The 22,857-nt window shown below is 41.5% G+C and carries 25 protein-coding genes; 3 read left to right on the forward strand and 22 right to left on the reverse strand.

What is annotated here, in order from left to right:
• Positions 1–40: 40 nt before the first annotated feature.
• The 5 genes from FD973_RS06400 to FD973_RS06420 all read right to left on the reverse strand — a co-directional run bounded on the left by FD973_RS06400 (position 41) and on the right by FD973_RS06420 (position 3,032).
• Entirely contained in the window at positions 41–916 is an 876-nt protein-coding gene (locus FD973_RS06400; protein WP_215322505.1) for an A24 family peptidase, read from the reverse strand.
• Between the two features lie 21 nt (positions 917–937).
• Positions 938–1,450: a prepilin-type N-terminal cleavage/methylation domain-containing protein gene (locus tag FD973_RS06405; protein WP_215322506.1), complete on the reverse strand. Its 513-nt coding sequence runs from the start codon at positions 1,448–1,450 to the stop codon at positions 938–940.
• Between the two features lie 53 nt (positions 1,451–1,503).
• Positions 1,504–2,010 carry a prepilin-type N-terminal cleavage/methylation domain-containing protein gene (locus FD973_RS06410; protein ID WP_215322507.1) on the reverse strand — a complete coding sequence of 169 codons (507 nt, stop codon included), beginning with the start codon at positions 2,008–2,010 and terminating at the stop codon, positions 1,504–1,506.
• 205 nt (positions 2,011–2,215) lie between these two features.
• Complete coding sequence (locus tag FD973_RS06415; RefSeq protein WP_215322508.1) at positions 2,216–2,623, reverse strand: hypothetical protein; 408 nt, start codon at positions 2,621–2,623, stop codon at positions 2,216–2,218.
• Positions 2,624–2,720: 97 nt separating this feature from the next.
• Positions 2,721–3,032, reverse strand: coding sequence for a PilZ domain-containing protein (locus tag FD973_RS06420; protein WP_215322509.1), 312 nt, complete (start codon positions 3,030–3,032; stop codon positions 2,721–2,723).
• Positions 3,033–3,230: 198 nt separating this feature from the next.
• Between FD973_RS06420 and FD973_RS06425 the strand changes: the two genes are divergently transcribed.
• Both FD973_RS06425 and FD973_RS06430 read left to right on the forward strand, forming a co-directional pair.
• Positions 3,231–3,944, forward strand: coding sequence for a response regulator transcription factor (locus FD973_RS06425; RefSeq protein ID WP_215322510.1), 714 nt, complete (start codon positions 3,231–3,233; stop codon positions 3,942–3,944).
• A 17-nt stretch (positions 3,945–3,961) separates the two neighbouring features.
• Positions 3,962–4,279 carry a PilZ domain-containing protein gene (locus FD973_RS06430; protein WP_215322511.1) on the forward strand — a complete coding sequence of 106 codons (318 nt, stop codon included), beginning with the start codon at positions 3,962–3,964 and terminating at the stop codon, positions 4,277–4,279.
• 14 nt (positions 4,280–4,293) lie between these two features.
• Here FD973_RS06430 and FD973_RS06435 read toward each other — a convergent pair whose 3' ends face one another.
• From FD973_RS06435 to FD973_RS06485, 11 genes are all read right to left on the reverse strand, one after another.
• Positions 4,294–4,887, reverse strand: a complete 594-nt coding sequence (locus FD973_RS06435) for a TadE/TadG family type IV pilus assembly protein (protein WP_215322512.1) — start codon at positions 4,885–4,887, stop codon at positions 4,294–4,296.
• The gene (locus FD973_RS06440) at positions 4,887–5,813 is read right to left on the reverse strand and encodes a type II secretion system F family protein (protein WP_215322513.1); all 927 of its coding nucleotides are present in this window, start codon (positions 5,811–5,813) and stop codon (positions 4,887–4,889) included. The genes FD973_RS06435 and FD973_RS06440 overlap by 1 nt, the downstream gene beginning before the upstream one ends.
• Positions 5,814–5,824: 11 nt before the next feature.
• The gene (locus FD973_RS06445; RefSeq protein WP_215322514.1) at positions 5,825–6,802 is read right to left on the reverse strand and encodes a type II secretion system F family protein; all 978 of its coding nucleotides are present in this window, start codon (positions 6,800–6,802) and stop codon (positions 5,825–5,827) included.
• Positions 6,803–6,811: 9 nt separating this feature from the next.
• Complete coding sequence (locus FD973_RS06450; RefSeq protein ID WP_215322515.1) at positions 6,812–8,149, reverse strand: CpaF family protein; 1,338 nt, start codon at positions 8,147–8,149, stop codon at positions 6,812–6,814.
• 13 nt (positions 8,150–8,162) lie between these two features.
• A complete protein-coding gene (locus FD973_RS06455; RefSeq protein WP_215322516.1) occupies positions 8,163–9,338 on the reverse strand; it encodes an AAA family ATPase in 1,176 nt (391 codons plus the stop codon).
• Between the two features lie 43 nt (positions 9,339–9,381).
• On the reverse strand, positions 9,382–9,696 hold the full coding sequence (locus FD973_RS06460; protein ID WP_215322517.1) for a hypothetical protein: 315 nt from the start codon (positions 9,694–9,696) through the stop codon (positions 9,382–9,384).
• Positions 9,686–11,113, reverse strand: a complete 1,428-nt coding sequence (locus FD973_RS06465) for a type II and III secretion system protein family protein (protein ID WP_215322518.1) — start codon at positions 11,111–11,113, stop codon at positions 9,686–9,688. The genes FD973_RS06460 and FD973_RS06465 overlap by 11 nt, the downstream gene beginning before the upstream one ends.
• A 7-nt stretch (positions 11,114–11,120) precedes the next feature.
• Positions 11,121–11,939, reverse strand: coding sequence for a Flp pilus assembly protein CpaB (cpaB, locus tag FD973_RS06470; protein ID WP_215322519.1), 819 nt, complete (start codon positions 11,937–11,939; stop codon positions 11,121–11,123).
• A 1-nt stretch (position 11,940) separates the two neighbouring features.
• Positions 11,941–12,414, reverse strand: coding sequence for a prepilin peptidase (locus FD973_RS06475; protein WP_251368733.1), 474 nt, complete (start codon positions 12,412–12,414; stop codon positions 11,941–11,943).
• Between the two features lie 6 nt (positions 12,415–12,420).
• Complete coding sequence (locus FD973_RS06480) at positions 12,421–12,603, reverse strand: Flp family type IVb pilin (protein WP_215322521.1); 183 nt, start codon at positions 12,601–12,603, stop codon at positions 12,421–12,423.
• Positions 12,604–12,992: 389 nt separating this feature from the next.
• Complete coding sequence (locus tag FD973_RS06485) at positions 12,993–14,471, reverse strand: hypothetical protein (protein ID WP_215322522.1); 1,479 nt, start codon at positions 14,469–14,471, stop codon at positions 12,993–12,995.
• A 108-nt stretch (positions 14,472–14,579) separates the two neighbouring features.
• Here FD973_RS06485 and FD973_RS06490 point away from each other — a divergent pair, with 108 nt between their 5' ends.
• On the forward strand, positions 14,580–16,763 hold the full coding sequence (locus FD973_RS06490) for a hypothetical protein (protein ID WP_215322523.1): 2,184 nt from the start codon (positions 14,580–14,582) through the stop codon (positions 16,761–16,763).
• Between the two features lie 3 nt (positions 16,764–16,766).
• Here the strand turns inward: FD973_RS06490 and FD973_RS06495 are convergent, their stop codons facing one another.
• From FD973_RS06495 to FD973_RS06520, 6 genes are all read right to left on the reverse strand, one after another.
• A complete protein-coding gene (locus FD973_RS06495; protein WP_215322524.1) occupies positions 16,767–18,059 on the reverse strand; it encodes a hypothetical protein in 1,293 nt (430 codons plus the stop codon).
• A 12-nt stretch (positions 18,060–18,071) separates the two neighbouring features.
• On the reverse strand, positions 18,072–18,530 hold the full coding sequence (locus FD973_RS06500) for a hypothetical protein (protein ID WP_215322525.1): 459 nt from the start codon (positions 18,528–18,530) through the stop codon (positions 18,072–18,074).
• A 42-nt stretch (positions 18,531–18,572) separates the two neighbouring features.
• Positions 18,573–19,919, reverse strand: coding sequence for a TadG family pilus assembly protein (locus FD973_RS06505; protein ID WP_215322526.1), 1,347 nt, complete (start codon positions 19,917–19,919; stop codon positions 18,573–18,575).
• Positions 19,919–20,266, reverse strand: coding sequence for a PilZ domain-containing protein (locus FD973_RS06510; protein ID WP_215322527.1), 348 nt, complete (start codon positions 20,264–20,266; stop codon positions 19,919–19,921). Before FD973_RS06510 ends, FD973_RS06505 begins: the two co-directional genes overlap by 1 nt.
• 565 nt (positions 20,267–20,831) lie before the next feature.
• Positions 20,832–22,028, reverse strand: coding sequence for a GGDEF domain-containing protein (locus tag FD973_RS06515; protein ID WP_215322528.1), 1,197 nt, complete (start codon positions 22,026–22,028; stop codon positions 20,832–20,834).
• Complete coding sequence (locus FD973_RS06520; protein ID WP_215322529.1) at positions 22,018–22,833, reverse strand: phosphate/phosphite/phosphonate ABC transporter substrate-binding protein; 816 nt, start codon at positions 22,831–22,833, stop codon at positions 22,018–22,020. Before FD973_RS06520 ends, FD973_RS06515 begins: the two co-directional genes overlap by 11 nt.
• Positions 22,834–22,857 lie beyond the last annotated feature (24 nt).

Raw genomic sequence — 22,857 nt, forward strand, 5'->3', positions numbered from 1 at the left:
ATTTTCTTAAATGTTTTTAAATAACGCTTATTTTTTATTGTTAGTAAGTAAACCAATTAGGAGTGCCACACAACAAAATATAGCCACCCGCCAAAATTAAGAATGGTCCAAAAGGCAGCATTCTTTCTAAAGTGAGCCTTTCTTTTCTCGATAGCATCACTACAGTAATCGTCAGCAAAGCAACAACGCTGGCAATAGCAAGTATTGGCATGATTGCAGCGAAACCAAACCATGCCCCGAACACGGCCAGCAATTTAAAGTCACCCCCACCAAAGCCATCTCTTTTACGTATCAAGCGATAAAGATAATTGACTGTCCATGGCAATAAATACCCGCCACAAGCCCCCAGTAGAGATTGCATTGGGCTAACAGAAGTGAGGCCCACTAGACTTCCCAATAGACCCAGAGCGAGCGCACTATAGGTCAAATAGTTTGGCAAGTAATAAGTCTCTAAATCGATAAAAAAGAGTGCAACCAACAAAGCAAGAAAGACGCAATACAAAGGGGTTGCCCAGCTAAATCCAAGTTGGGTATAAATCCATGCAAAGCCGAAGCCAGTAAATAGCTCTACCAAAAAATAACGCATCGAAATTGGTGTCGAACAATACCGGCATCTCCCCTTTAAACGTAACCAAGAAATTAAAGGAATATTGTCTGACCAAGGAATAGCTTGATTACAACATGGCGTCATTGAGCCAGGATGAATTAGGCAGTGAAGATTTTCTGAAATACTCCGGTGCTTACCTTGGTCATGATCACCGCTCTCATCCGTATCCTCTCCAAATAATGCTTTAGGTAGACGGTGAATGACCACATTCAAAAAACTTCCGACAATTAATCCGAATAGCAATGCATACCAAAAGCCAATCTGCCCTAGTGCCAATAGGTGCTGAGGTGTGTTGACGGTATCAGCCATTTTAATTAAGCACTGTAAAAACTAAAATCCAGTTTTTACATTCAATTGATTGATGGAGTAAATGATGGTGGAATCAGTGCGCGACTGAGCATAGGCAACATAATCATTAGAATTTGAGCCTGTACAACTACCACCTGACCCCACCGTGCCCGCAGTAATATAAAAATAAAAATCATTGTCCGTGCCGACCGTAATCGGGCCCGTTGTAGGCGTAGTGGAACCCATTACATATTGATTAATACTAGCAGTCTGGTTTCCCGTGCCAGGAGTAATGTAATAACAATAATTCTCCGCAAAATAATTCTTTTCCATTAGATAGATACTCTTAAGAGTATTTTGCGCATCTGCATTTTTTGCTGCACGAATATTGCCGGAATACATGGGCACACCTACGGCTGCCAAAATCGCAATGATGGCAATCGTAATCAATAACTCCATGAGCGTAATACCTAACTGCTCTTGATATTTGAATGGCTTTTTGCCCAGCATGTTTTTCTTAAATCCCCAAAAAAATGGCCCGTCTAAGCGGGCCATTTAGTCTCTAAAAGCTAAACTAACTTGTTAGCCCTTAATGATATTGCTTCACCTTACTGAACGTTAATACACTCAGCAGCTACAGGGTAGTTTTGATTAGCACCAGATGAATCCAACACCAAAGTTTGGATGGAAATACCAGTTGCACAACTTGCAGTAGCAGTACCACTGATGCCAAGCTCACCAGGATTAGCAGGAGGAATTGTTCCGCTAACGTTGGTTGTTGAAGAAGTGTTGTATGGGTTTTTAATAGTTGCTAAAGCGTAGGCTGTGAAATAGGTTGCGCCTGTGCTTGCATTTAATCCAGATGGGCAAGTAATAGTTGCGCCACCTGCTTTTGGATCAGCAAGAGTAGGAACTAAACCTGCAGAGCACTTAGTTGTTTCACCAGCAATAAACGTTTTAATTGAGTCGAAGTTTTGTTTTGTCGCACTAACTTTAGCGGATGCTTGATAGCCGTTGTACATTGGCACGCCAATTGCAGTCAAAATACCAATAATGGCGATCACCACCAGTAATTCAACGAGAGTAAAGCCGGATTGTTGAGTTTTAGATTTCACTTGGAGCCTCCATGGATCACATAAATTTAAGGTTTAACTGCATTTAATGCGGTAAATCAAACACTGTTTAGTATTTATAAACTATTCATTATCAAAACATATAGTAGATTAGTACTATTTTTATCAAAAATTTAAATAATGTCTTTTTTAACAACAGTTCTTCAGATTTTAGCCAAAATTTTTAAGCCAAACGCTGTTTTAGGATCTACTTATTCAATTCTTTTTGAAGTAAAGCGATATTGGATTTATAAAGACCCTGCTTTTGCTGTAATGAACTCAGTTCTTTCTCCTGGGCAGCGCTCTTTTTCTTAATAGCCATAAGAGTGGCTATTTTTTCATTGGCCTTATTAAGCCTATCTTGTTCCAGATCTATCTCTTCTTGAATAATCCGCTTTCTTTCCAACACGGCTGTTTCATAAGTGGATTTATTTTTAGCCTGCTTAGGCTCAGCCGCAGGACTTGCTGGTGCGGGGGCTGAAGCATCAGATGTAGAAGGCTTTACGGGCCTCTTCTCGGGGGGAGGCAAAACCATCTTCTTGCAATTCTTACCCTTCTCCACATTAGATAGCGTAATGACACCTGCCTGCTTATCGCAACGATATATGTCTGCCATTGATATGCTCGGGCAGACAATAAATCCAAATGCAAGTAAGGTGAAAATATTAGAAATAGAAATCTTCATTGGTAATACAAGCCACTGAATAACAACATCAAGATTTTTTATCCTTGAGTAAGGGTAGCAACTCGAGAGACAAAATTTTTGTGGCAATGCCGTAAGACTTCTCAAACTCTTCGAGACGGACCACTTCGCCCTGACATGACATTGTCAAATCCCCGCCCGGGGAGTCCAAAGTAACCAAAAACTCCACAATCTTCCCTGGTTCAATGGGAGACTCTACCTCCAAAAAAATACCGCTTGAGCTGATATCGCGAGTAATCCCCTTAATGCCATCAATATTGACCGGCAAAATAGTAACTACCCTATCGGAACCCCTAAATGGGTTTGTTTTGTCACTTGTCATGACTGATTCCCATAAAATAAATGGGCTTTAGTGGGTTTCTCATACTTTGGATTGTATTGAAGAAGTAAAAATTATCAAATAAACAACAAAAATACAGCGGTTGTTTTGAAAATGCACCAAATTAGTTCAATTATTCTAAAAAATGCTTATAAATATTTGTTACAACTAGTACAGAGATACTACAATTAATGAATGCTTATGAGTACATCTTCTAGCTCCCCTTCTGGCACTGCACCCACTGAAAAGTCGTCCAAAGCAAAAACCATTGAGGTAATGGTGGTTGACAATCATGCAATGGTTGCCGCTGGGCTTAAGTTGTTGCTTGAAAACACTAAGTTGTTCAAGGTACCTCATATTGCAACTAGCGCCAAAGACGCCTTAGCAGCCCTGGATACCCTTAAGCCAGATTTAATTATTTTGGAACCTGACTTATTGGATGCGAATGGATTTGACTTGATACCACTATTGCTCAAGAAATCCAATAGCAAAGTAATGGTGCTTACAGCATTAAATAATCTTGATGCGCACGATCAAGCCATTGTCAAAGGTGCACGCGGTGTTTTGAAAAAAACAGACTCTCCAGAACTCCTCATAAAAGCGGCAGGAAAAATTCATGAAGGCGAGCTATGGGTTAATCGTGAAGCAACCTCTCGTATCTTGTTGCAGATTGCTCAAGCCACTGCGAATAAAGAACTCAGTCCAGAAGAGATTAAGTTGAATTCATTGACAGCCAAAGAGACCAAGGTTTCCAAGCTATTACATGCAAATAGTGAACTCACCTTAAAAGAAATCTCAGGCCTGCTCCATATCAGTGAACATACCCTAAGAAATCACCTATCATCGATTTATCAAAAACTAGAGGTTAAAAATAGACTTGAATTTTATGTATTTGCTAGCAAGTACCTTAAATAAAATTTCGATCTAACGATATGGCGCGTGCAGACAAGAAAACTACTGACGCAGCTTCAACGATTCGAAAACGCGCAGAACGTTTTCAGACCAAACTCCCCCTCTCTATTGGTGATAAGCAAGGCACCATTCACAACATTAGCGCTACAGGTGCCTATTTTGAAATTGATGCCCATCACAACCCAGGGAGCCAAGTGAGTTTTGTAGTTGACCTTGAAACTCCAGGTGGAAAAATACAAGTGCAATGCCTAGGAGAAATCGTGCGCGTTCAAGAACACGATGGCAAACTTGGGGTGGCAGTAAAGATTGTTAGTTCAGACTTGCTAGGCGCAGGCTAATAGGTCCTAAGACTCTACTCACACATCATTTGTGCGGTGTAAGAAAGATTATTAGTGGATCCTGGGATGTTTTTCCAGAAGCCCACAAATTGATAAGACACGTTTACCTTCAGCAAGGCACCATTGGGATAGTTGGTGGCACGATTTGCATCATTTAAGGGGCACTTTACCGTAGTTGAAGCGGTTAATTTTGCATCCTCCCCTGTTGTACAAGCCGCAGAGGTATCCGCAGTAGTAGAAAACACATTATTTGTAATGGTGGCTTTGCAAACATATACCCTTGCGGTCCAAAGATTGCTTGCTGTACCACCGAAAGTAATTAGCGGAGAGTTAGTTAGATAACTATTAACAATAGTCCCCATTGTGTATGCAGTCATGGTAGATGTGGTTGAGCTTAACATCCCCTGTCTAGCAGCCTCAGTTGCCGCACTACTGATCAACATGTAGTCGTAATACATGCCAGTCATCTGAATCCCACCAAAAACCATTAAAAGTAATACTGGGAGCAATAAGGCCGTTTCAATGGCAATAGTTGCCTTCTCACAAATTATCAGAGCATATTTATTCGATGCAATATTTTTTTTAAGGCGAGAAACGAGCGTCAACATTATTTCATTATAGATGCGACTGAGCTGAGGGGCGGTGCCAACATGACTACAAATATTGCTGGAAAAATACAAGCCATAATTGGCAAGGATAGTTTTACCGGGATTTTTGCAGCAACCTCTTGTGCGTAAAGCTTCCGTTTGGCTCGTAAATCCTCTGAAAAAATAACAAGCGCTTGGCTCACACTAGTACCATGTCGTTCAGCCTGAATAATCATGGCAACAAAGGCCTTGACCTCATCCAAATCACACCGAATCGCAAAATTCTGAAGCGCTGAAGAGCGGGTAGCGCCTGCCCTCAACTCCAAGTTAAGTTGACTTAATTCTTCAGCAGTAGCTTGGCTAGAAACCTTAATCTCATTACTGACGCGATGCATTGCGGCATCTAAACCCATGCCCGCAGATACGCAAACCCGAATTAAATCCAACAGATCAGGGAAAGAATCAAAAATTTCTTGTTTTCTGTTTTTAACTTTTGAGTTTAAGTAGGCATTTGGCAAATAATAACCTGCTGCAGCTAGAGTAAGAGCCACAATTAACATGTCTGATCCAGACACATCCTTCATAAAGAGCGCAGCAAACAATACATACAAAATTGGCACAATGAATGTGAAAAAAGTTTTTAGGCCAAAGAATCGGGTTGTCCATAAAGGATTTTTAATTCCGGCGGAAACAAATTTCTTTTTGTATCCCTCTTGCTCGTGCTGTTTAGTTGGTGAAGAAAACTCATTCAGTCTTTCAAGCAACTGATGAAACATGATGACAAAAGGGTGCTCTCTTTTCCTTTTTTCACTGGCATTAACTTGCACTTTTGAAAGCCTAGTTTTGACCTTCTTTTGATTTGTAAAAAAAGTAATCAAAATGAAAGTGAGCATGAAAGCAAAAATGAAAATTGCTAACAGAGCCAAGGATTGAAAAAAAATCGTCATTTTTGCAATCTTTATAAACGGATATTAGAAATTTTTCGCATCCAAATCATTCCCACGATTGCCCACACGGCTGTGAAGGCAAACAGTCGAACGCCACTATCGCTCTTTAAGATGGGATCAAAATAATGCGGGTCAATAAGCTTTAAAAGGATTACCGCAACTATCGGCAACACACCCAAAAACTTTGCAGTTGAGCGCCCTTCTGCCGTCAAAGTATTAATCATCAGTCGTGTTGTTAAGCGACCACGAATCAATGCGGCTACGTCGGAGAGTAATTCAGCCAGATTACCACCCACCTCGCGATTAAGTACTACTGCAATTGCAAAGAAGCGAATATCCGAAGTATCAATCCGCTTTACTAGGCCAGCCATCACGTCTCTAATAGGCATACCCACGTTTAGTTGGTCAAAACAAATCTTAAATTCAGATGAGATCGGCTCTGGAGATTGCGCAGCAGCATTTTGCAATGAGCTATTAAAGGAGTGGCCAGCACTCAGCGAGCGCGACATAAACTCAAGCAAATCTGGTAATTGTTTTTCTAAAATAATTTTGCGTTTGCGGTTTTCTGACATCAACCAAACAATCGGTGCAACACCAAATAACAAAGAACCCCAAAATGCAGAAACCGCAGATCCCAAGAGCATCCAGAGACCAACAAATGAGACGGCAATAATGCCTATCTTCCACATCAGAAACTCGTGGACTGAAAACTCACTACCAGCCTTCAAAATGAGATCGTTTAAGGCATGACTTAACTTAAAGCGATCCAATATGTCATGAATTACTGGGTTTTCACTAAATAGTGTTTCTTTGAAAATTGGATCGGTCGTAATCACGACTTGATTCTTTTCAGAGAGAATCTGTATCCGTTCCTTCAATAGATTGCTGCGTGGGCCATGGTTAATAATCCACCATCTCACTCCCAGCCAACCCAATATGGAAAAAACTACCGCGCCCAGACCGAAGGCAATGTATATCAAATAATCCATAGCTTCAAATCAAGGCTCGAAAATTTTATCTGGCAAATTAACGCCATGGGCACTCAACTTATCGGCAATACGCGGCCTGATACCAGTTGGAGCCATCTTGCCTACCACGGCACCATCCATACCAACGCCAGTTTGCTTGAAAGTAAAAATATCCTGCATAGTAATGACATCACCTTCCATGCCAATTACCTCGCTAATGCTCATAATTTTGCGCTTACCATCACTAAGCCGCGACGCCTGTACCACAATAGAAATAGCAGAAGCAATTTGCTGTCTAAGAGATTTTTGAACGACCTGTAAACCAGCCATGCCCACCATATTTTCCAAACGCACTAACGCATCGCGTGCTGTATTGGCGTGGCAAGTACTCATCGAGCCTTCATGACCAGTGTTCATGGCCTGGAGCATATCAAGCACCTCAATACCACGAATCTCACCGATCACAACGCGGTCAGGTCGCATCCGCAGACTATTCTTCACTAACAGACGCTGATCGATTTCACCCTTACCCTCAATGTTGGCTGGACGGGTTTCTAAGCGGACCACATGAGGTTGCTGTAAACGCAATTCCGCAGCATCTTCAATCGTAATGATGCGTTCGTGATCAGGTATATAACCAGACAATATGTTTAGCAGGGTTGTTTTTCCGCTACCCGTACCACCTGAAATAATTAGATTAGTCTTAGCCTTTACTATGCCAGCCAAAAACAAAGCCATTTGCTCAGTTAATGACCCGTTTCTAATTAAATCAGCCATTCCGAATGGAATTTCTGAGAATCGACGAATCGACATGGAGGGACCATCTAAGGCCAAAGGCGGAATAATGGCATTCACGCGGGAGCCATCCGGCAAACGCGCATCTACTAAAGGGCTGGATTCATCAATACGCCGACCAACGCGAGTAACAATCTTTTCAATAATCTTTAATAAGTGATCATCGTTATCGAAAACGGTATTTGTTCTTTCAAGCCGTCCACGTCTTTCTACGTAAACGCTCCTAGCATTGTTGATCAAAATATCAGAGACGGTTGGGTCTGCCATCAAAGGCTCTAGAGGACCCAAGCCAATCACTTCATTCTGAATGTCTGAAACCAAACGTGCTAAATCGTATTCATTGATTAGCATGTTATCTTCGCGAACGATTTTTTCAACGCCCAATTTGAGATGGGACTTTAGCTCATTCCCAGAGAGCTTTTCTAGCAAAGCTAAATCCATTTGCTCCAGCAATTTGCCATGAACAAAACTTTTAACGCTAATAGCCTCAGCAGCAGCTTTTTTTGTATTTTTATCAGCCTTGTACTCTACCGATGCAAGCGCACCTTCTGTATAAACCTCTCTGAGTGACATGGCGTTCTACCTTTTACTGACCAAGAATTTTTTGGAAAAATGTCTTTTGTTGCGGCTCCTCAACAGCCTCGCCAACTAACTCGCCCAGAATTCCTCGCAACGCCGTGGAAATTGGACTCTTTGGAGAATTCTTGATGATAGAAACACCAATATTGACTGCCTCTACTGCGTTCATAAAATCATTTGGGACAGTCAAGCTAATGTTTTTCTGAATTGAGTCTTCAACCCGTGCAACAGACAACATCCCCACTTTATCCATGCGATTTAAAACCATGCGTACTTTGCTTGGGTCATACTCGAGACGAGTAAATAGATGCAACATATGAGCAACAGCACGTAAGTAAGTCATGATAGGCTGTGTCACTACAAAAATAAGATCGGAGCGATCTAATGCTTTAATAGTTAACGCATCCAATATATGCGGCAAATCAATAATAATAAAGTCGTAATCCTGCATAGCTACACTGATTAAATTATCAATATTGCTGGCAGTCAAACCTGCTGCTTTTTCAGGACTATCAGGAGATGGTAATAATGAATAGTTAGTCTCAATTGGAATGGTCGCAGCTGCAATCATCATCGAATCGAGTTCAGCACTTTTCACAATATCTGCAATGGTGGTAGTAGCAACTGTATTAGTTAAATAGAAAGAGGCATCACCACCCTGCATGTGCAAGTCGATATATAAAACTTTTTTACTTGCTTCTGTTGCAAGTAAATACCCAAGATTTGTAGCCAAAAAAGTAGCGCCAGCGCCACCCTTCCCAGAAACAAATGAAAGCACCTTGCATTTTGAGGTTCTGCCAATATGCAATCGCTTTGAGCGAATACGATCAATTGCATCACGAATTTCTGCTGGTTGAATGGGGCGATGCAAAACATCGGAAACGCCGCCTCTAATTAGGCGCAATAATTCTTCATGACTAGTTGTTGATGCTAAATAAATGAATGAGGGTGGATGAGGAGCATCACCATGCGCAACTGCAGAAATAGCACGCACATCAGCATCATGAACTTCATCAGAATCTACGATGATGATGTCAGTAGACGGAAGGTCGATTCGATCTAAATGAAGGGCATCATCAATGCGGGCTAAATGCTGAAGTTGATCGGAGCCATAAAAAGATGAGATCACCTTTTGAAGTATCAGGGCCTCATCTTCCGTATTCGAAATTATTACTATTTTCATTTTTTATTAATTTTCTAGAATAATCGATGACTATTCAAATTACTTACTGAGTAGGCGTAGGAGCAGGAGAAGGAGTGCTGGGAGCAGCCGCTCCACCTACCCCACCTGTTGGCAATAAAAATGAACGCTGATAAGCTTCGATAGAACTGCGAGCTGTTACACCATCTCTACCACCGCCATAGGTTGGTACATCAGGACGGCCATCAGGATAGACGGACTGTGCACGAATTGCACCTTTAACAGCCGCACCTTCAGCAGGATCTTGCCAATCAGTTTGACATGCTGTTAACAAGATTGCAGAAATGGCCGCAACAGATAGACGTGCAGAAAGCGACATAAGCAGAGTGTTATTTGCCATCAGATGAACCTACGCTTGGAGTAATAGAAGTTGGAGGTTGAGTCTCAACAGGTTTTGCACCCTCTAATTTTCCACCCAAGAAGAACTCAGCTTGAGATGGTTGAACATAAGAGTCGGTTGGCAATACAGGCTTGCCTGACATTGGCTTCACAATACGTGGTGTTACCAAAATCATTAACTCACTGCGGTTGCTTTGAAATGAACTACTTCTGAATAAAGCACCAATAACTGGCAAAGAGGCAAGCCATGGAAATGCGCTAATCACTTCATTCACATTATTAGAAATTAACCCGCCAATAGCAAAGCTCTGTCCGTCATAAAGCTGGACTGTAGTTGAGGCGCTTCTGCTGAGAATTTGCGGAATTACCTGAGTTTGACCACCAGCAGTAACGGTAACGCCAGTTGAGCTAACTTGAGAAACCTGAGGAGCTACTTTTAAATTAATCTTGCCATCAGCAAGAACAGTTGGAGTGAACTTCACACCCACACCATATGGGACGGCTTGAAGGGTAATAACAGTACCGCCAGCTGAACCAGTTTGCGGAACAGGTAAGTAAACGGTACCGCCTGATAAAAATTCACCTTGTTGCCCACTAATAGCCATGATGTTTGGCTCAGCCAAAATCTTGACCAAACCAGACTGCATGTTCGCTTGAAACCATGTCTGAGTAAAACCAGATCCAGCACCAACAGCAGCTGAGGCAGTCGCACTAAAACCTAATGCAGCCGCGCCAAGAGGATTAAAAGAGAAATTGGTCCCTTGCGCCTGAATACCTAAAGCATCAGCAATTGAGCGATCGATCTCAGCAACCTTTACCTCAAGAAGCACTTGCTCTAAATCGTTAGTAGAAAGCATGTTCAGTACTTTCTTGCCCGTCGCATGTTCAGTTAGGCTCATTGCCTTTTGAACTGTTTCGGCATCGGCAACTCTTCCGCTCAGAACAATTGATTCGCCCGCGGCAGTTGCCTTAATATTTTTTGCATTTGGCAATAGACCGGAAATTAAATCGATGATGTAGTCCGTATCGCCACCAACAAATAAATCCAAGTTAGTAGTTTGGTTATTGGTATGCCACAAAGTTACGTTAGTTGAACCAGTTTTCTTACCCAAAAAATATACTTCACGTGGATTAACCAACATGACATCAGCAACTGCAGGGTTACCAACCGAGATTCGCGCTACTGGGTTCTTAAATTTATAGGCTTTGGACTTGCCAACAGCCAGGCTCAGAGCATCGCGTGAAGATGGGCCCGAAGGTGCCCCTGAAGCAGTAATAACTTCTTTGGTTGCAGAGCCAACTTCCTGAGCCGCCAATGGAAAAGCAACGAGTTGCATTCCCAGAAAACAGACAGTTAAATAAGCGACACCAGTTTCCTTGAGATGCTTTAGCGAACGATTCAACGTGGTTAAGTTCATATTCATATTATCGATTAATTAATCCACCAATAGCTGACGCTGCTCCACCCATAACGCTAGTGTCCGCACTTGAACCTGGAGCAATATTGCCCCTGATAATTTCAATTGAGGCACTATCGTTATAAACATTAGGCGTGAGCGCTAAATCATTTTTGCTAGCAGCTGCACCAGCATAACTAGTCTTGTCTGCCCGATTGCGTAAAGTTAAAGACAGTGTTCCTAAGGAGCGAGCAACATCCAGCTTTTGGGCCTGCTCAGGAGTAACCTCCAAGGTTACGGTAGTTCCAACTTTGGGAGACAAATCTGTTATGGATCTAGATTGAGCAACCGCCATAACTCTCACGTTCTCAACCACAGTCTTGGATATCGGCAACGCCGCCCCATCTTTAACACTAACAATTACGTCGACATAGTTGCCTGGAGAAGCAAAACCACCTACACCAGAAATTTCATTAATCCCAATGGTAAAAGCCCTTTTTCCAAGCGGAATGTCGTTTGATAAATCTTCACTGCTGGTAATTGGCACTAACATATTTTCAAGAATATTTTCGCCCTTGACGATTCTTACTTTGGTCAAGCGATTAACTACGGTGCCGGCATTGAAGATTGCGCCTTGAGGAATTGGAGAGCCTGGAGGCAAGGCGATCGCTGTTAGCTGCTCTGGAGCCAACTTTGTTCCAGCCTCAATATCAACAGCAGACTGGACAATCGTAATCACCTGCTTTTCTTCGGTCTTACTACTTAGCCATATCGCAGCTGTAATCACGGCAATAATACCTACTATTGCAGCACCAACTAATGCCAAGAGCATCGGATTCTTATTCATTTCAAATTTCGCCAGCAGAGAAAAATAAAGCCATTAAGGTCCCACCAAAAATAGCAACTCCATACGGTAATGTGGGTTTATTCGCAGGATCATTAGAAGAAATACCTCTAATTTTTGATACTTTTGTAATAACAATATAAAGCATTGCCAAGACACCACCGCAGATTGCCGTATAAACAGCGGCATCGAGGATATTGTCTGGGCCTAAAAATAAGCCGACTACGGCAAACAACTTCACATCCCCAGCGCCCAACCAGCCAAAAATGTAAGGAAGAAGCATTAAGCCGAATCCAATCAAAAACCCGTAAAAACCAAATGAAAAACGCCCCGGGGAACCGCCCAGGGCATTTTGCATTACCCCCAAAAGAATCCCCAGCAAAATTAACTGGTTGGGTATTCTTCTAGATCGTATATCGAACCATGAAGCCACTACTAATAAGCTAACTAAGCTTAAGTAGCCCCATGGCGACAGCATTCAGGCTTAAACGGCTGCGTTGATAGAGCTAAATGTTGCGCTAGTGCTTGTACCAATCTTTTGTACCAACAGATAAATTGCAACAACAACTGCGCCAGCGATAAGAGCGTACTCAATTGCTGTTACGCCATCTTCACGCTTGGCTAAGCGTGACAGGAAGTTTGAAGCCTTAACGTAAAGAGATAACATGAAATTTCCTTTTAATTTGGTAAAAATTTAAAACTTGCAACGTCGCAAGGTTAACTCACTGTAATTTATCTTACTAATATTAGTAATCACACCTTACAACTAATCTTAATAATATATAAATACTAGATATATTTGGGACTTTAGTACTACTCCAACTACTATATTTTTTGAGTCTCAAGCGCCCTTAATTTCCACATCAACCTCATCAATCGTCGATTAAGGCATATCATTTAGTAGAATAAATTATAAGCCATTGTTTTTATTGATTTTATTATTTACACAGACTCATCATCTACAGAACATACCCCACACCCAAGCCAAATCCAATGCATTTAGAGCTAATTTGAAAGAGAAATTTGTCAGAAAATTAGTTGCAAATATACAACTAATTAGTCGCGATTGCCCTCTACTTTGCGATGAACAACTGCAACTTTATCCTCATATACCCTCTTCCAATCTTTTTGAGTGTCTAGATAAAGAACAATTTTTTGGTTAGGCGGGAAGATCGTCCAACTGATACCCTCATCTACGAACTTTCTGGATAAGAAATCTACATCAGATGAATGTATCCATTCAAAATAATCATTAACCACTTTATTTCCATACAAGTCAGCTCGGCCATCTATAAAGACTGGCACCCCCTGAGAAATCAAAAACCCGCCAAAATTATAAAAATTAAGGACTTTGCCCTTAATTCCATTTTCTCTAGCAGCATTTAAAGCCTTGTAGGGTGCACTAATTTCAGGGGTTAAGCTAACAACAAATCGGCTGGATAAGAATGTGACGGCAAAAATTATCCCTATACAACCAAGCCAATGCTTCCAAGCTATAAATTGTCCCGATCGCTTAAAACTCGAATTACCCAAAGAACTGGGCTTGTCATGAGAGCGGGCGGAACAAAACTCTCCTATTGGTGTTGCCAATAACAAAGGAGCCAGCAAACCAAAAATTGAGACATAACGCACGTGTTGTATAGCCTCGTACAAAAGTCCAATAATTAACACTAGACGACCCACAGAGAGAGCTAGCCCCCCTCTTGTACCCAAAACCAAAATCAAAACGATCCAAAAGAAAATTGGTAAAAGTTGAGCGCCAGAAGTAGGAGCCCACTCTACGATCCATGCAATATATTCAGAACTTAATAAATCAGCACCAAATTTAAGGCCGTCAATTCCATGAGGGGTAAAGAAACTGAATAAAGCAGTAAGCAGGAAGAAAGGAATCCAGGGTTTAATTAAATGGGGTCTTTCTTGTTTTGGTGAATTGTAATAAGCCTGCAACAGAAATAATGGGGTAAGGGCCAAGCCCAAGATAAAACTGCCATGCAGGTTAGCCCACGGAATCATGAGCAAGGACAGCCAATACGGCAACTTTCTCTTGCCTTCCAGCACATCCGTTAAAACCGAGAACCAAATTACTATCAGAGGCCATGTGAATAAATGTGGCCTTACCAATATATGGTTTGCTAATGAAACAACACAGAAAACCAAAAGCAAGATGGCATAAATAGCGGGGACTCGTTTAAGCAAAAAACGCGCCTCTAGGGCAATAGTCAATGCAAACAAAAAGGCTGCTAGGATTCTCAAACCAAAAAGGCCGCCCCATTGATCCACCAATGCCATCAAACATTGCGATAACCATTCATGGTCTATCCAAATCTTACCGGCAGTATTAAAAGAAAATGGGTCAACTTGTGGCACTAGGTGGTGCTGTAGAATCCACTTACCCGCCGCAATATGCATCAAAGTATCGGGATCAAGAAATAAATTGTTGCTAGGCATAAACAGCACAAATGCATAGCTCGCTATCCATGCCACAAAAATAAGTGCAGGTATAGAAGTTGTGGGTTTAATGGCTTTAGAAGTCAATGTAACATTCAATCATGGCGTAGCGGTACAAGACAACAAGAATACTGACAAAGTTAAGTCAATTTTACATTTATTTATAGCCATCATTTCTTCCAAGAAGCACACCAAATGATTAACCAAAATAGCAATCATATTAATCCGAGCAATCCAGACTCAACTCATTCAAAACAATTGAATCAGAACGCTGGAGATTATGGACTGCTGGTTCTGATGATTACCGTTGCTTGGCTAGCAATATGGTATCTCTATGGCTCTCTTAAAAATATTGCTTCAGAGCCTTTTCAAAATTGGTTTTTTTATGACATGCCTTACGTGATGGCGTGGATTAAATCGTTTGGAGATGGCGGACTCATCCACCCTACCCTGAGTATCAATCAATTTTTGAATGCGCCTTTTGTCGCAAACTGGAATGACTTCCCTGGAGAAGATCTTGCCTTTACGATTCCTGGACAATTATCTAAGGTGTTTGGGCTGTTTTTGGGCACCAACCTGTATTTACTTTTGATGCAAATACTATGCGGTGTCTGTTTTTATTTTGTTGGGCGCAGCTTCAACTACCAACGCATATGGAGTATGGTTGGTGCACTTATTTATGCTTTTGCGCCAACTATCTTTTATCGCGGCATTGGCCATATTAGTCTTGCCAGTATTTGGTATGTACCTCTGATGATTTTTACCTTTGTCTGGTTAAATTATCCGGAAAAAATAAAGCTTTCCGATAAAAACGCATGGAGATTGTGTATTGCGACCTCTATTATTGGCGGGTGTTTTAACGTCTACTATGCCGCTCTTTATCTCTTTATCCTAGGAATTAATTGGATAACGCGATTTATTTCTAAAGATCGCTCTTCACAAAAGATCGCACTTTTAATAGTGATCGTTTTTGCTACTGAGTTTGTGCAACATTTCAATCACTTTCTCTTTATCTGGCAAGAAGGTCGCAATCCTGCAGCGATGATTAGAGACATCGGAACATTTTTAATTGCTAGCTTAACCCTTCCTGACTTATTACTTTCACCCGCTCATCAGGGAACGGCCTTAAATGGCTTATTTCCGTTTGCCGCAAATTACTATAGCGGCTTCCCCAACTATCTCACTACTGAGAGCAGACTTTCATTTATAGGCAGCGTAGCAGCATGCGGTTTAATCGCCCTCCTGCTTCAATCAACCTACTATATTTTTAAAAATAAATTTTCACAAATTAATCATTGGTTTTGGCTATCGCTTGGAATCTTTGCGTACAGCATTACTGGTGGCCTCAATTTCATTTTGGGGGCATTTGGATATTTATTGATCCGCTCCAATAATCGCTTTTCTATTTTCCTCATGATCATTGGCCTATTCTTTCTTTGCGAGGTTTTAAGCAAGAAAACGCATATACGGTATCGTGGGTTAATCGCAGTTTTTGCAGTCATTTTTGCCCTATGGGATCAAGTTCCAAGCCAAGACACTGCGCTTAAACATGCTCTTGGAGCAAGATCACTTGACAATATTGCCCCAACAAAAGAATTAATGCGGGATCTAAATTCCAAGTTAGAACCCACAGCCATGGTCTTTCAATACCCCGTACATCCATTTCCGGAGATGGGTTCTCAGGAAGGAATGGGCGACTATGAGCAGTTTACTCCCTATTTATTTTCGAATCATTTGCGCTTTAGCTATGGCAGCAATAAGGGAAGGGATGATGCCCGCTGGCAGGTCAACTTAGCAAAACTGCCAATATTAGAAGCCATCTCAAAACTACAGTCTTATGGATTCTCTGCAATTTTGATTCATAAATACGGTTATGAAGATCAGGCAAAAGAGATTATTAAGGATATTAAGAAAGCAAAGTACGAATTAATTAGCGAGACTCCATCTTTAATAGCCTTCAAAATTAACCCCGCAAAAACACCAGTTTCACCCGCACCCGAGTGGCAGATAGTCAATTCAAACTCACTTGAGCGAATTGATGATGGGGTTGGATACCAATGGATCATTAATCAAGAGAGTCAGACGCTAACTTTCAAGCGCCCTTGGTATTTGCGCTTGGACCCCCAAAGCCCTTACCCAGAAAATCCACCAATCGCCCTTTCACTTGAAAGCCAAAAGGATTGCTCAGTTTGGTATCAATTTAACCAGGGGCCAGAAACTGAGATTAGCTTGAAAGCAAAACATGAAAACAATATCCAACTTGCACCCAAACTAAATCAAGAGAACATGTTGTCTCTCAAAAATAACTGTCTAACAAAAGATACATCAACTTCATCGAAGGATTTGGGTGGTCTGATTATTCGACAACCAGTCAACTAAATGCTAATTTGAAAAAATCAATCCGTATGGAAACCAAATCAAATTAGAGCTTACGCAACACTCTGGCAACTTCAGAGTGAATGCATAAAGCAATATGGCTACTAATACATATGATGATGTAAGCGCAAACGCTACTTTGCTTAAAACCGATTTATTTGCACTTATATTTACTGATAATGGCTTACGCGCAGATGGTGAGGCGGTGAGAGTAAAGGCAAGTAAGATTGAAGCATTCGATACAAATGCAATCCATCGACCCCAATCGGCTGCTATCACAAACATGGCAAGTGAAATCACAAAGCCCAGCATGAGGATACGTAGATACCAAACTGGCGCCACTATCCCATAGCGATTCTTGATAACCACCTCTAAATTAAGCCCTAGGTATATCAGAATTAGTGAATTACCAACAAAAAATAAAAGCCAATAAATCCAGCCACCCGCTTCATAGACACCATATATAGTGAGTAAATGTTGTGTCATACCCCAGCCCAACGAGGCAATTGGCCCAAATGCAGTGTAAGGAGCAGCTTTTGAAAGAGCAACTCGATCCGATAAGCTCAAAGAATCCCATATGATCTGCGCACTACTGGCATCACCCTTATGCTGCGCGCAGTAAATAAAAAGAATGGGGATAACAACAATATAAATAAACGACATGGCTGCTATCAGAAATTTTTGCGAGTTTTCTCTATAAACAAGCCACATCAAAAGCACGGTTAAAGGGTAGCCCATAAAGAGATAACCCTCATGAATTAACATCATTGAGATGCCACCGCAGATTGCAAACGCATACATTGAGCAAATCCAAAAAGTGCGCCATTTAGGACTTGCTCTTTGAAGCCACAAGTAATGCAAACACAAGATACCAAACAAAATTAAAAAGAGAATTTCTTTACGGTTAAAAAATTGCATCGTCATGCCCATGGGTAGAATACCCCCAGGAATCAACAAGGCAATCAGAAGAACTTTGGGACTCTCTATTTTTGCCAAAAAATAAATAGCCAAAAAAATGGTGCAATACAGCGCGTAACAAAGGAATGTAAACCAATACAAAAGATAGAGAAGATTTTGTCCATCCCCATAGGAATATAGAAGCTGCCCTATTAACCCCCTTCGGATAAAACCGCTTTGATAGTTAATGAGCCATTCGGCAATTTGCCAGCTGCCAAACTTGAGTCCCGAGTAGGATCCAGTTAACCATCCACCAACAATGGTGACCATAATCAAAACCAAAATAACGGGAATGATCTTTTTAAATAGGATCACTCTAGGCTTAATAATGGTTTCTAGCATTTCCTAAAGAATCTATTCAAAAATGGTGGCGGGAATATGGTGACCTAACAACTTGCACTCAAAGACCCCCTTATCCTGAATTTTGCCTTGTAAATGACTGCGTGCACCTGACATTATTAGTTCTCCAGAGCCCTTATTTAATAGCCCCTCGGAAAAGTGCGCATCAGAGGCCTTGAATTCCGAGCAATCCCTTAAGCGAAAGGAGAGTACCTGCTCAGTATTGACACATTCTTGATACACCCCTGTGAATGCTTTTGAAACGTACTGTGTAACCGTGCCCTTATAAAGCTCTAATAAGAGCTTGCCACTGCCTGAATACGCTTCCGTTACTGAACCTGTAGAGCTCCTTACTAGCTGTTCTGAATTGCCCTCGCATAGCCAGTACTCAGGAAGGTTAGCTTTATCACAACCCTGAAGGAAAAGTGACAACACAAATGCAAAAAAGCAATAAAAGAAGGGTTTAGTCTTCAAACTAAACCCTTCTTACATACTTTTCTGATTGCAACAAATGAATTACTGATATGAATGCTTTTCTTCTACCCTGTTAGATCCACCAATCATACCCATCATATAACCATTGTCACTATTGCCTTTGGATTGACCTCTGTGTTTATTCTTATCCGAAGGTTTCCAAGAATCGCTATCAGCAACACGATCTTCACCGATATGGTACTTAATCGTAATATCAACTCGGTCGGTATTGCCGTTGTCATATGTGCAGTTAGGCTCATTAGTAACGCCATCTGGTTTCTTGGCAGTAAATTTACCACCTGAATAAGTGCGCTTGCCATCACAGACCGTATCAATATGCACTGGATGTGCTCCAACCACTTTCACAGTACCATTGCCAAGGTCCTTCACCACCAAAGCTAGGCAATTTGAACCTTCTTTCATCTTAAGGTTTTTGAGCATTTGAGGAGCACCTGAATCTGAGGTTGGCACTAAGCCGTATCTAGAATCATTGACTTGTTTACCAAAGTAAGATGGAGATGCAGAAAAATTCTGGTTGTAACTAATTACAGTGTATGTCTTAGATGCACCCAAATCAAAATCGGTTGCGGTAGGCGCGCTGATTGGTGTGATTGGGCTTGTTGATGTCGATGATGTGGTCTCCCTAGAGGCCCAAGTTGTACGACCGCCGCCACCTGTATCAATCAAATAATAGGGATTTGACAGCGAGATTGTTCCAGTTTCAGAGTTAAGCGACTGAGACTTGCCAATACCATCACTCAAGCTCACTTGAGTTAATTGACGAGCAGAATTGGTTTTGTCGTCCCAAGTTACTCTTCCTGCTGTGGGATGAACAAGAACACGATCATCCAAAGCAAAAGCTGGACAAATGTCAGCACCGGCAATAGAGGTAATCTTGTCATCGACCATTGTCATCAAGATACCTTTATTAATGGTTGCAGCACCAAATAATCTCAAAAATTTTGTATCGACAGACAAAGTACCCTGAACTTGAACTGCAGGCACGCTGGTTTGATTGCTAGAACAAGCGGTTGTAGAGTAAGTGGTACCGTTACACCAATAGCCAGTAGTAACCCCAACACTCAGCTGTCCGCTCTGTCCAATGCTAGTCAAATACGAATTAACTGAATTTTGCAAGTTTGTTGCACAAGTTTGAAGATCAGTGCCCGTCTTGCCCGTACAAGTATTAAGTGCAGAAGCAAATGCACCAATTGAATTCATCGTTGCAGTCGCTGCATTCTCTTTCATCTGCACGTTGAGCATATCTAACCCAACACCACCAGTCACAATGACAACTGGCGCAGCAGCACCAAATATCATCACCATACTCGCAGTAGTATCACTAGCGAAGCGCTTAACCTTAGCAAGGAATTGATTGGCAAATTTCATTACTTATCTCCGTGCAATTCTTTATTCAAAAATTCACTATCTTTTAGTACTTCAATGGATTGATTCAAAATCTTGACGCCTACCATCACTTTTTCGCCATTCTTTTCAGCTCTGGCTACTACAGCTTCACAACTTAATTTCAATGGACCGCCTGGTGTTTCAAGTGATACCCAAAAATTAATTACTGAGCCCACTTCGTGATGCTCATCAAATTCAAAACCGATACCCGTTGCGCTAATATCTGTCGACATACCAGTTTTGTTACCAATCACAATCGGCAGACGCGAATTAATTCTTGGCGCGCCACGTCTTTGTGGTTGGGAACTAGATTGGCGACCTGTTTTCATGCCTCAATACTATTGATGGATGTGCCGCTTCGAATGTGAGTGCCCTACTGTTTTAAGTAGTAGATAAATTCTCTTTTTTTGACATTTTTTTTAATACATAACTACCAGAAAATTTAGTAGAAAAGTACTATAACTATTTTTTGGATAATCTATATATAACTAATGTTATATTCTTAAGTTGAATAGTCGAATACAAAATGCCTGAAAATTAAAAATTTTATTATTTATAAACAATGACTTATAACTTTTTAGCAACATAGTCAAGGGTCAAGAAATATCGAGTTGATAGAGGTGATGTTTCTAGGTGGATCTGACGTAATTGCAAGATTCAGCAAGATTTACAGCTACGTTTGAAATGTCATCTTGAGATCAAGACAGACCACAGTCAAAAAAGAGGTAGTAGCAGTGAAAATTGGGAAACTATTTTGGCGTGAATTCGCCCACTGGCGCCAGCATTGCATACTGAATGAGGAATTGCGGAAGAAGCCAATCTTCTAATGCCGAGATCAGACGCAACTGAGCAACAAAATTAATGAATAAACAACAAGACCAATAGAGCTAGGCTTCAATCGCGCTCTGTAGGCGCAACTTCCTCAAATAAATCTTTTTGAGTGCTTTGGTAAAAATACCATTGATTCTTACCATTTCTTTTAGCAGCGTACATGGCTTGGTCAGCATGCTCTAGAAGCTGTTCGGGTGTGCCATTATCAAAGGGGTAAAAGGTCACCCCTAAACTCGCTGAAATCTCTACCCGATTGCCATTGAGCAAATACACTTTTGATAGCGCCTTAATGATTCGCTTCAGTGAAACCTTTGATTTATCGGGAGTAACTTGAGCCCCCAGAAGTAATACAAATTCATCACCACCCAGGCGAATAACAGAATCTTGCTCTCGAACCATGGCGCGTAAGCGCTTTGCTACTTCAATCAACAAAAGATCGCCAGTGTGATGGCCTAAGGTATCGTTTACCTCTTTAAAGCCATCCAAATCCAAGAAACAGACAGCAAGAATGCCACCCTCCTCCACGCAATCATTCATGGCCGCCAATATGCGTTGATTTAAGGATAGGCGATTCGGCAATCCGGTGAGTGCATCAATTTGCGCAACCTCCTCCAGGGTTTTATTAGTCTGAATCAACTCAATTTCATGCTGCTCGATACCTTTAAAGAAATGTCGAATCGTGTAAATGAGAATGGAAATCACCGCTAGAAATAAACCGACCACACTCAACACAATATTTCTTCGCAAGGTATTTAGAATGCGATCGGAGATATTTGTTGAAATGGACATCCTTACCCAACCAATACGAACTCCAGCGGTAATGGGCGACCAAACGTAAGGTATGTCATTTTCTGTGATGATTTGAGAGGCTTCTTGCGATGGTATGGGAGTCTGAATAGCTGTCTGATCAAAAATAATTGCGGGCTCGCTGTTGATATCTGGTCGCTTTAAGTACATCAACGGAGTGCCGCTAGGATCGGCGACCAATATTGAAAGAATATTTTGATTGAGCATGACCTGACGCAGCTTGGATTCCATTTCGGAATAATCACGCCGAATAATTGAGTCGCTTACCGCTATTCCAACCCCTTTACTTAACGCAATATCTCGACGCTCTAAGGAAATCGTGAGAATTTGATTAATGCTGTAGTACGTCCACACACTTGAGATCAGCATGATCAACAGTACCACGCCTGAAATCGTATAGACCGCCTTAGTTAAGGCTGAATTGGCAATGCTTTGACGTCGATCAATTCGCATCTAGCACCACAAACTTACCAAGCCCTAGGGACTCTAACTCTTTATAGTCTTTTTGATAGCTCACTCTAACTGGATCTGAGATCTGAATCGCTTCTAGCAGGTGGCGTCCTGCAGGATCTTTCTTCAAGCCCAATACGGCATTGGTAAATGCATCAACCGCAGTTACTGAAACCCGTGGATTAACAGCTATAGGATGCGATCTATATGCTCCGGTGGTATACAACACGCGTAAATTCTCTTTTATCTCAGGGCGTTCACGTTGGAGGGTTGCCTGTATACCGCCACCTGCTTGATAGTCGCCAAAAATCACCGCCCTATACACATTGGAATGGGACTTAATATACTCAGCGCGAAAGGGAATCCCCGCCTTTGTCAGTGAAGCACGAATCAGCAATGAGGCTCCGAAGGCATTGGGGGCAGGAAATGCAATGGTGGCGTTACGTAAATCTGCCAATGTTTTGATATTGCTGTCTGACTTTACAACTACTATTCCAGAGAGCATCCTGCCACCATCCGCCAAAATAGGATTGTATTTTTTAGCGTGATATGCGATCACTTCATGATAAGGGTTCATGTAAGCATAGTCTGCCTTACCAGTAATCACAACCCTTTCAAATTCAGGAATCGTACTTGGAATGATTAAGTCAAAACATTGCTTTGTCTCCAAACCAATCTTTTCCAAAAAAGGTGCCCATGCAGTATAAATTTCAGTTGCAGAAAACTGTGGAACTACATAGACAGAGTAAGTTTGTTTAGCGCTTACGTCTCCCAAACAGGTAGCGCCAATCAGTGGTGAAAAAATCAAACACAGCAAGCCCACCCATAGATA

This window comes from Polynucleobacter sp. MWH-Braz-FAM2G (assembly GCF_018687635.1).
Classification (GTDB): domain Bacteria; phylum Pseudomonadota; class Gammaproteobacteria; order Burkholderiales; family Burkholderiaceae; genus Polynucleobacter.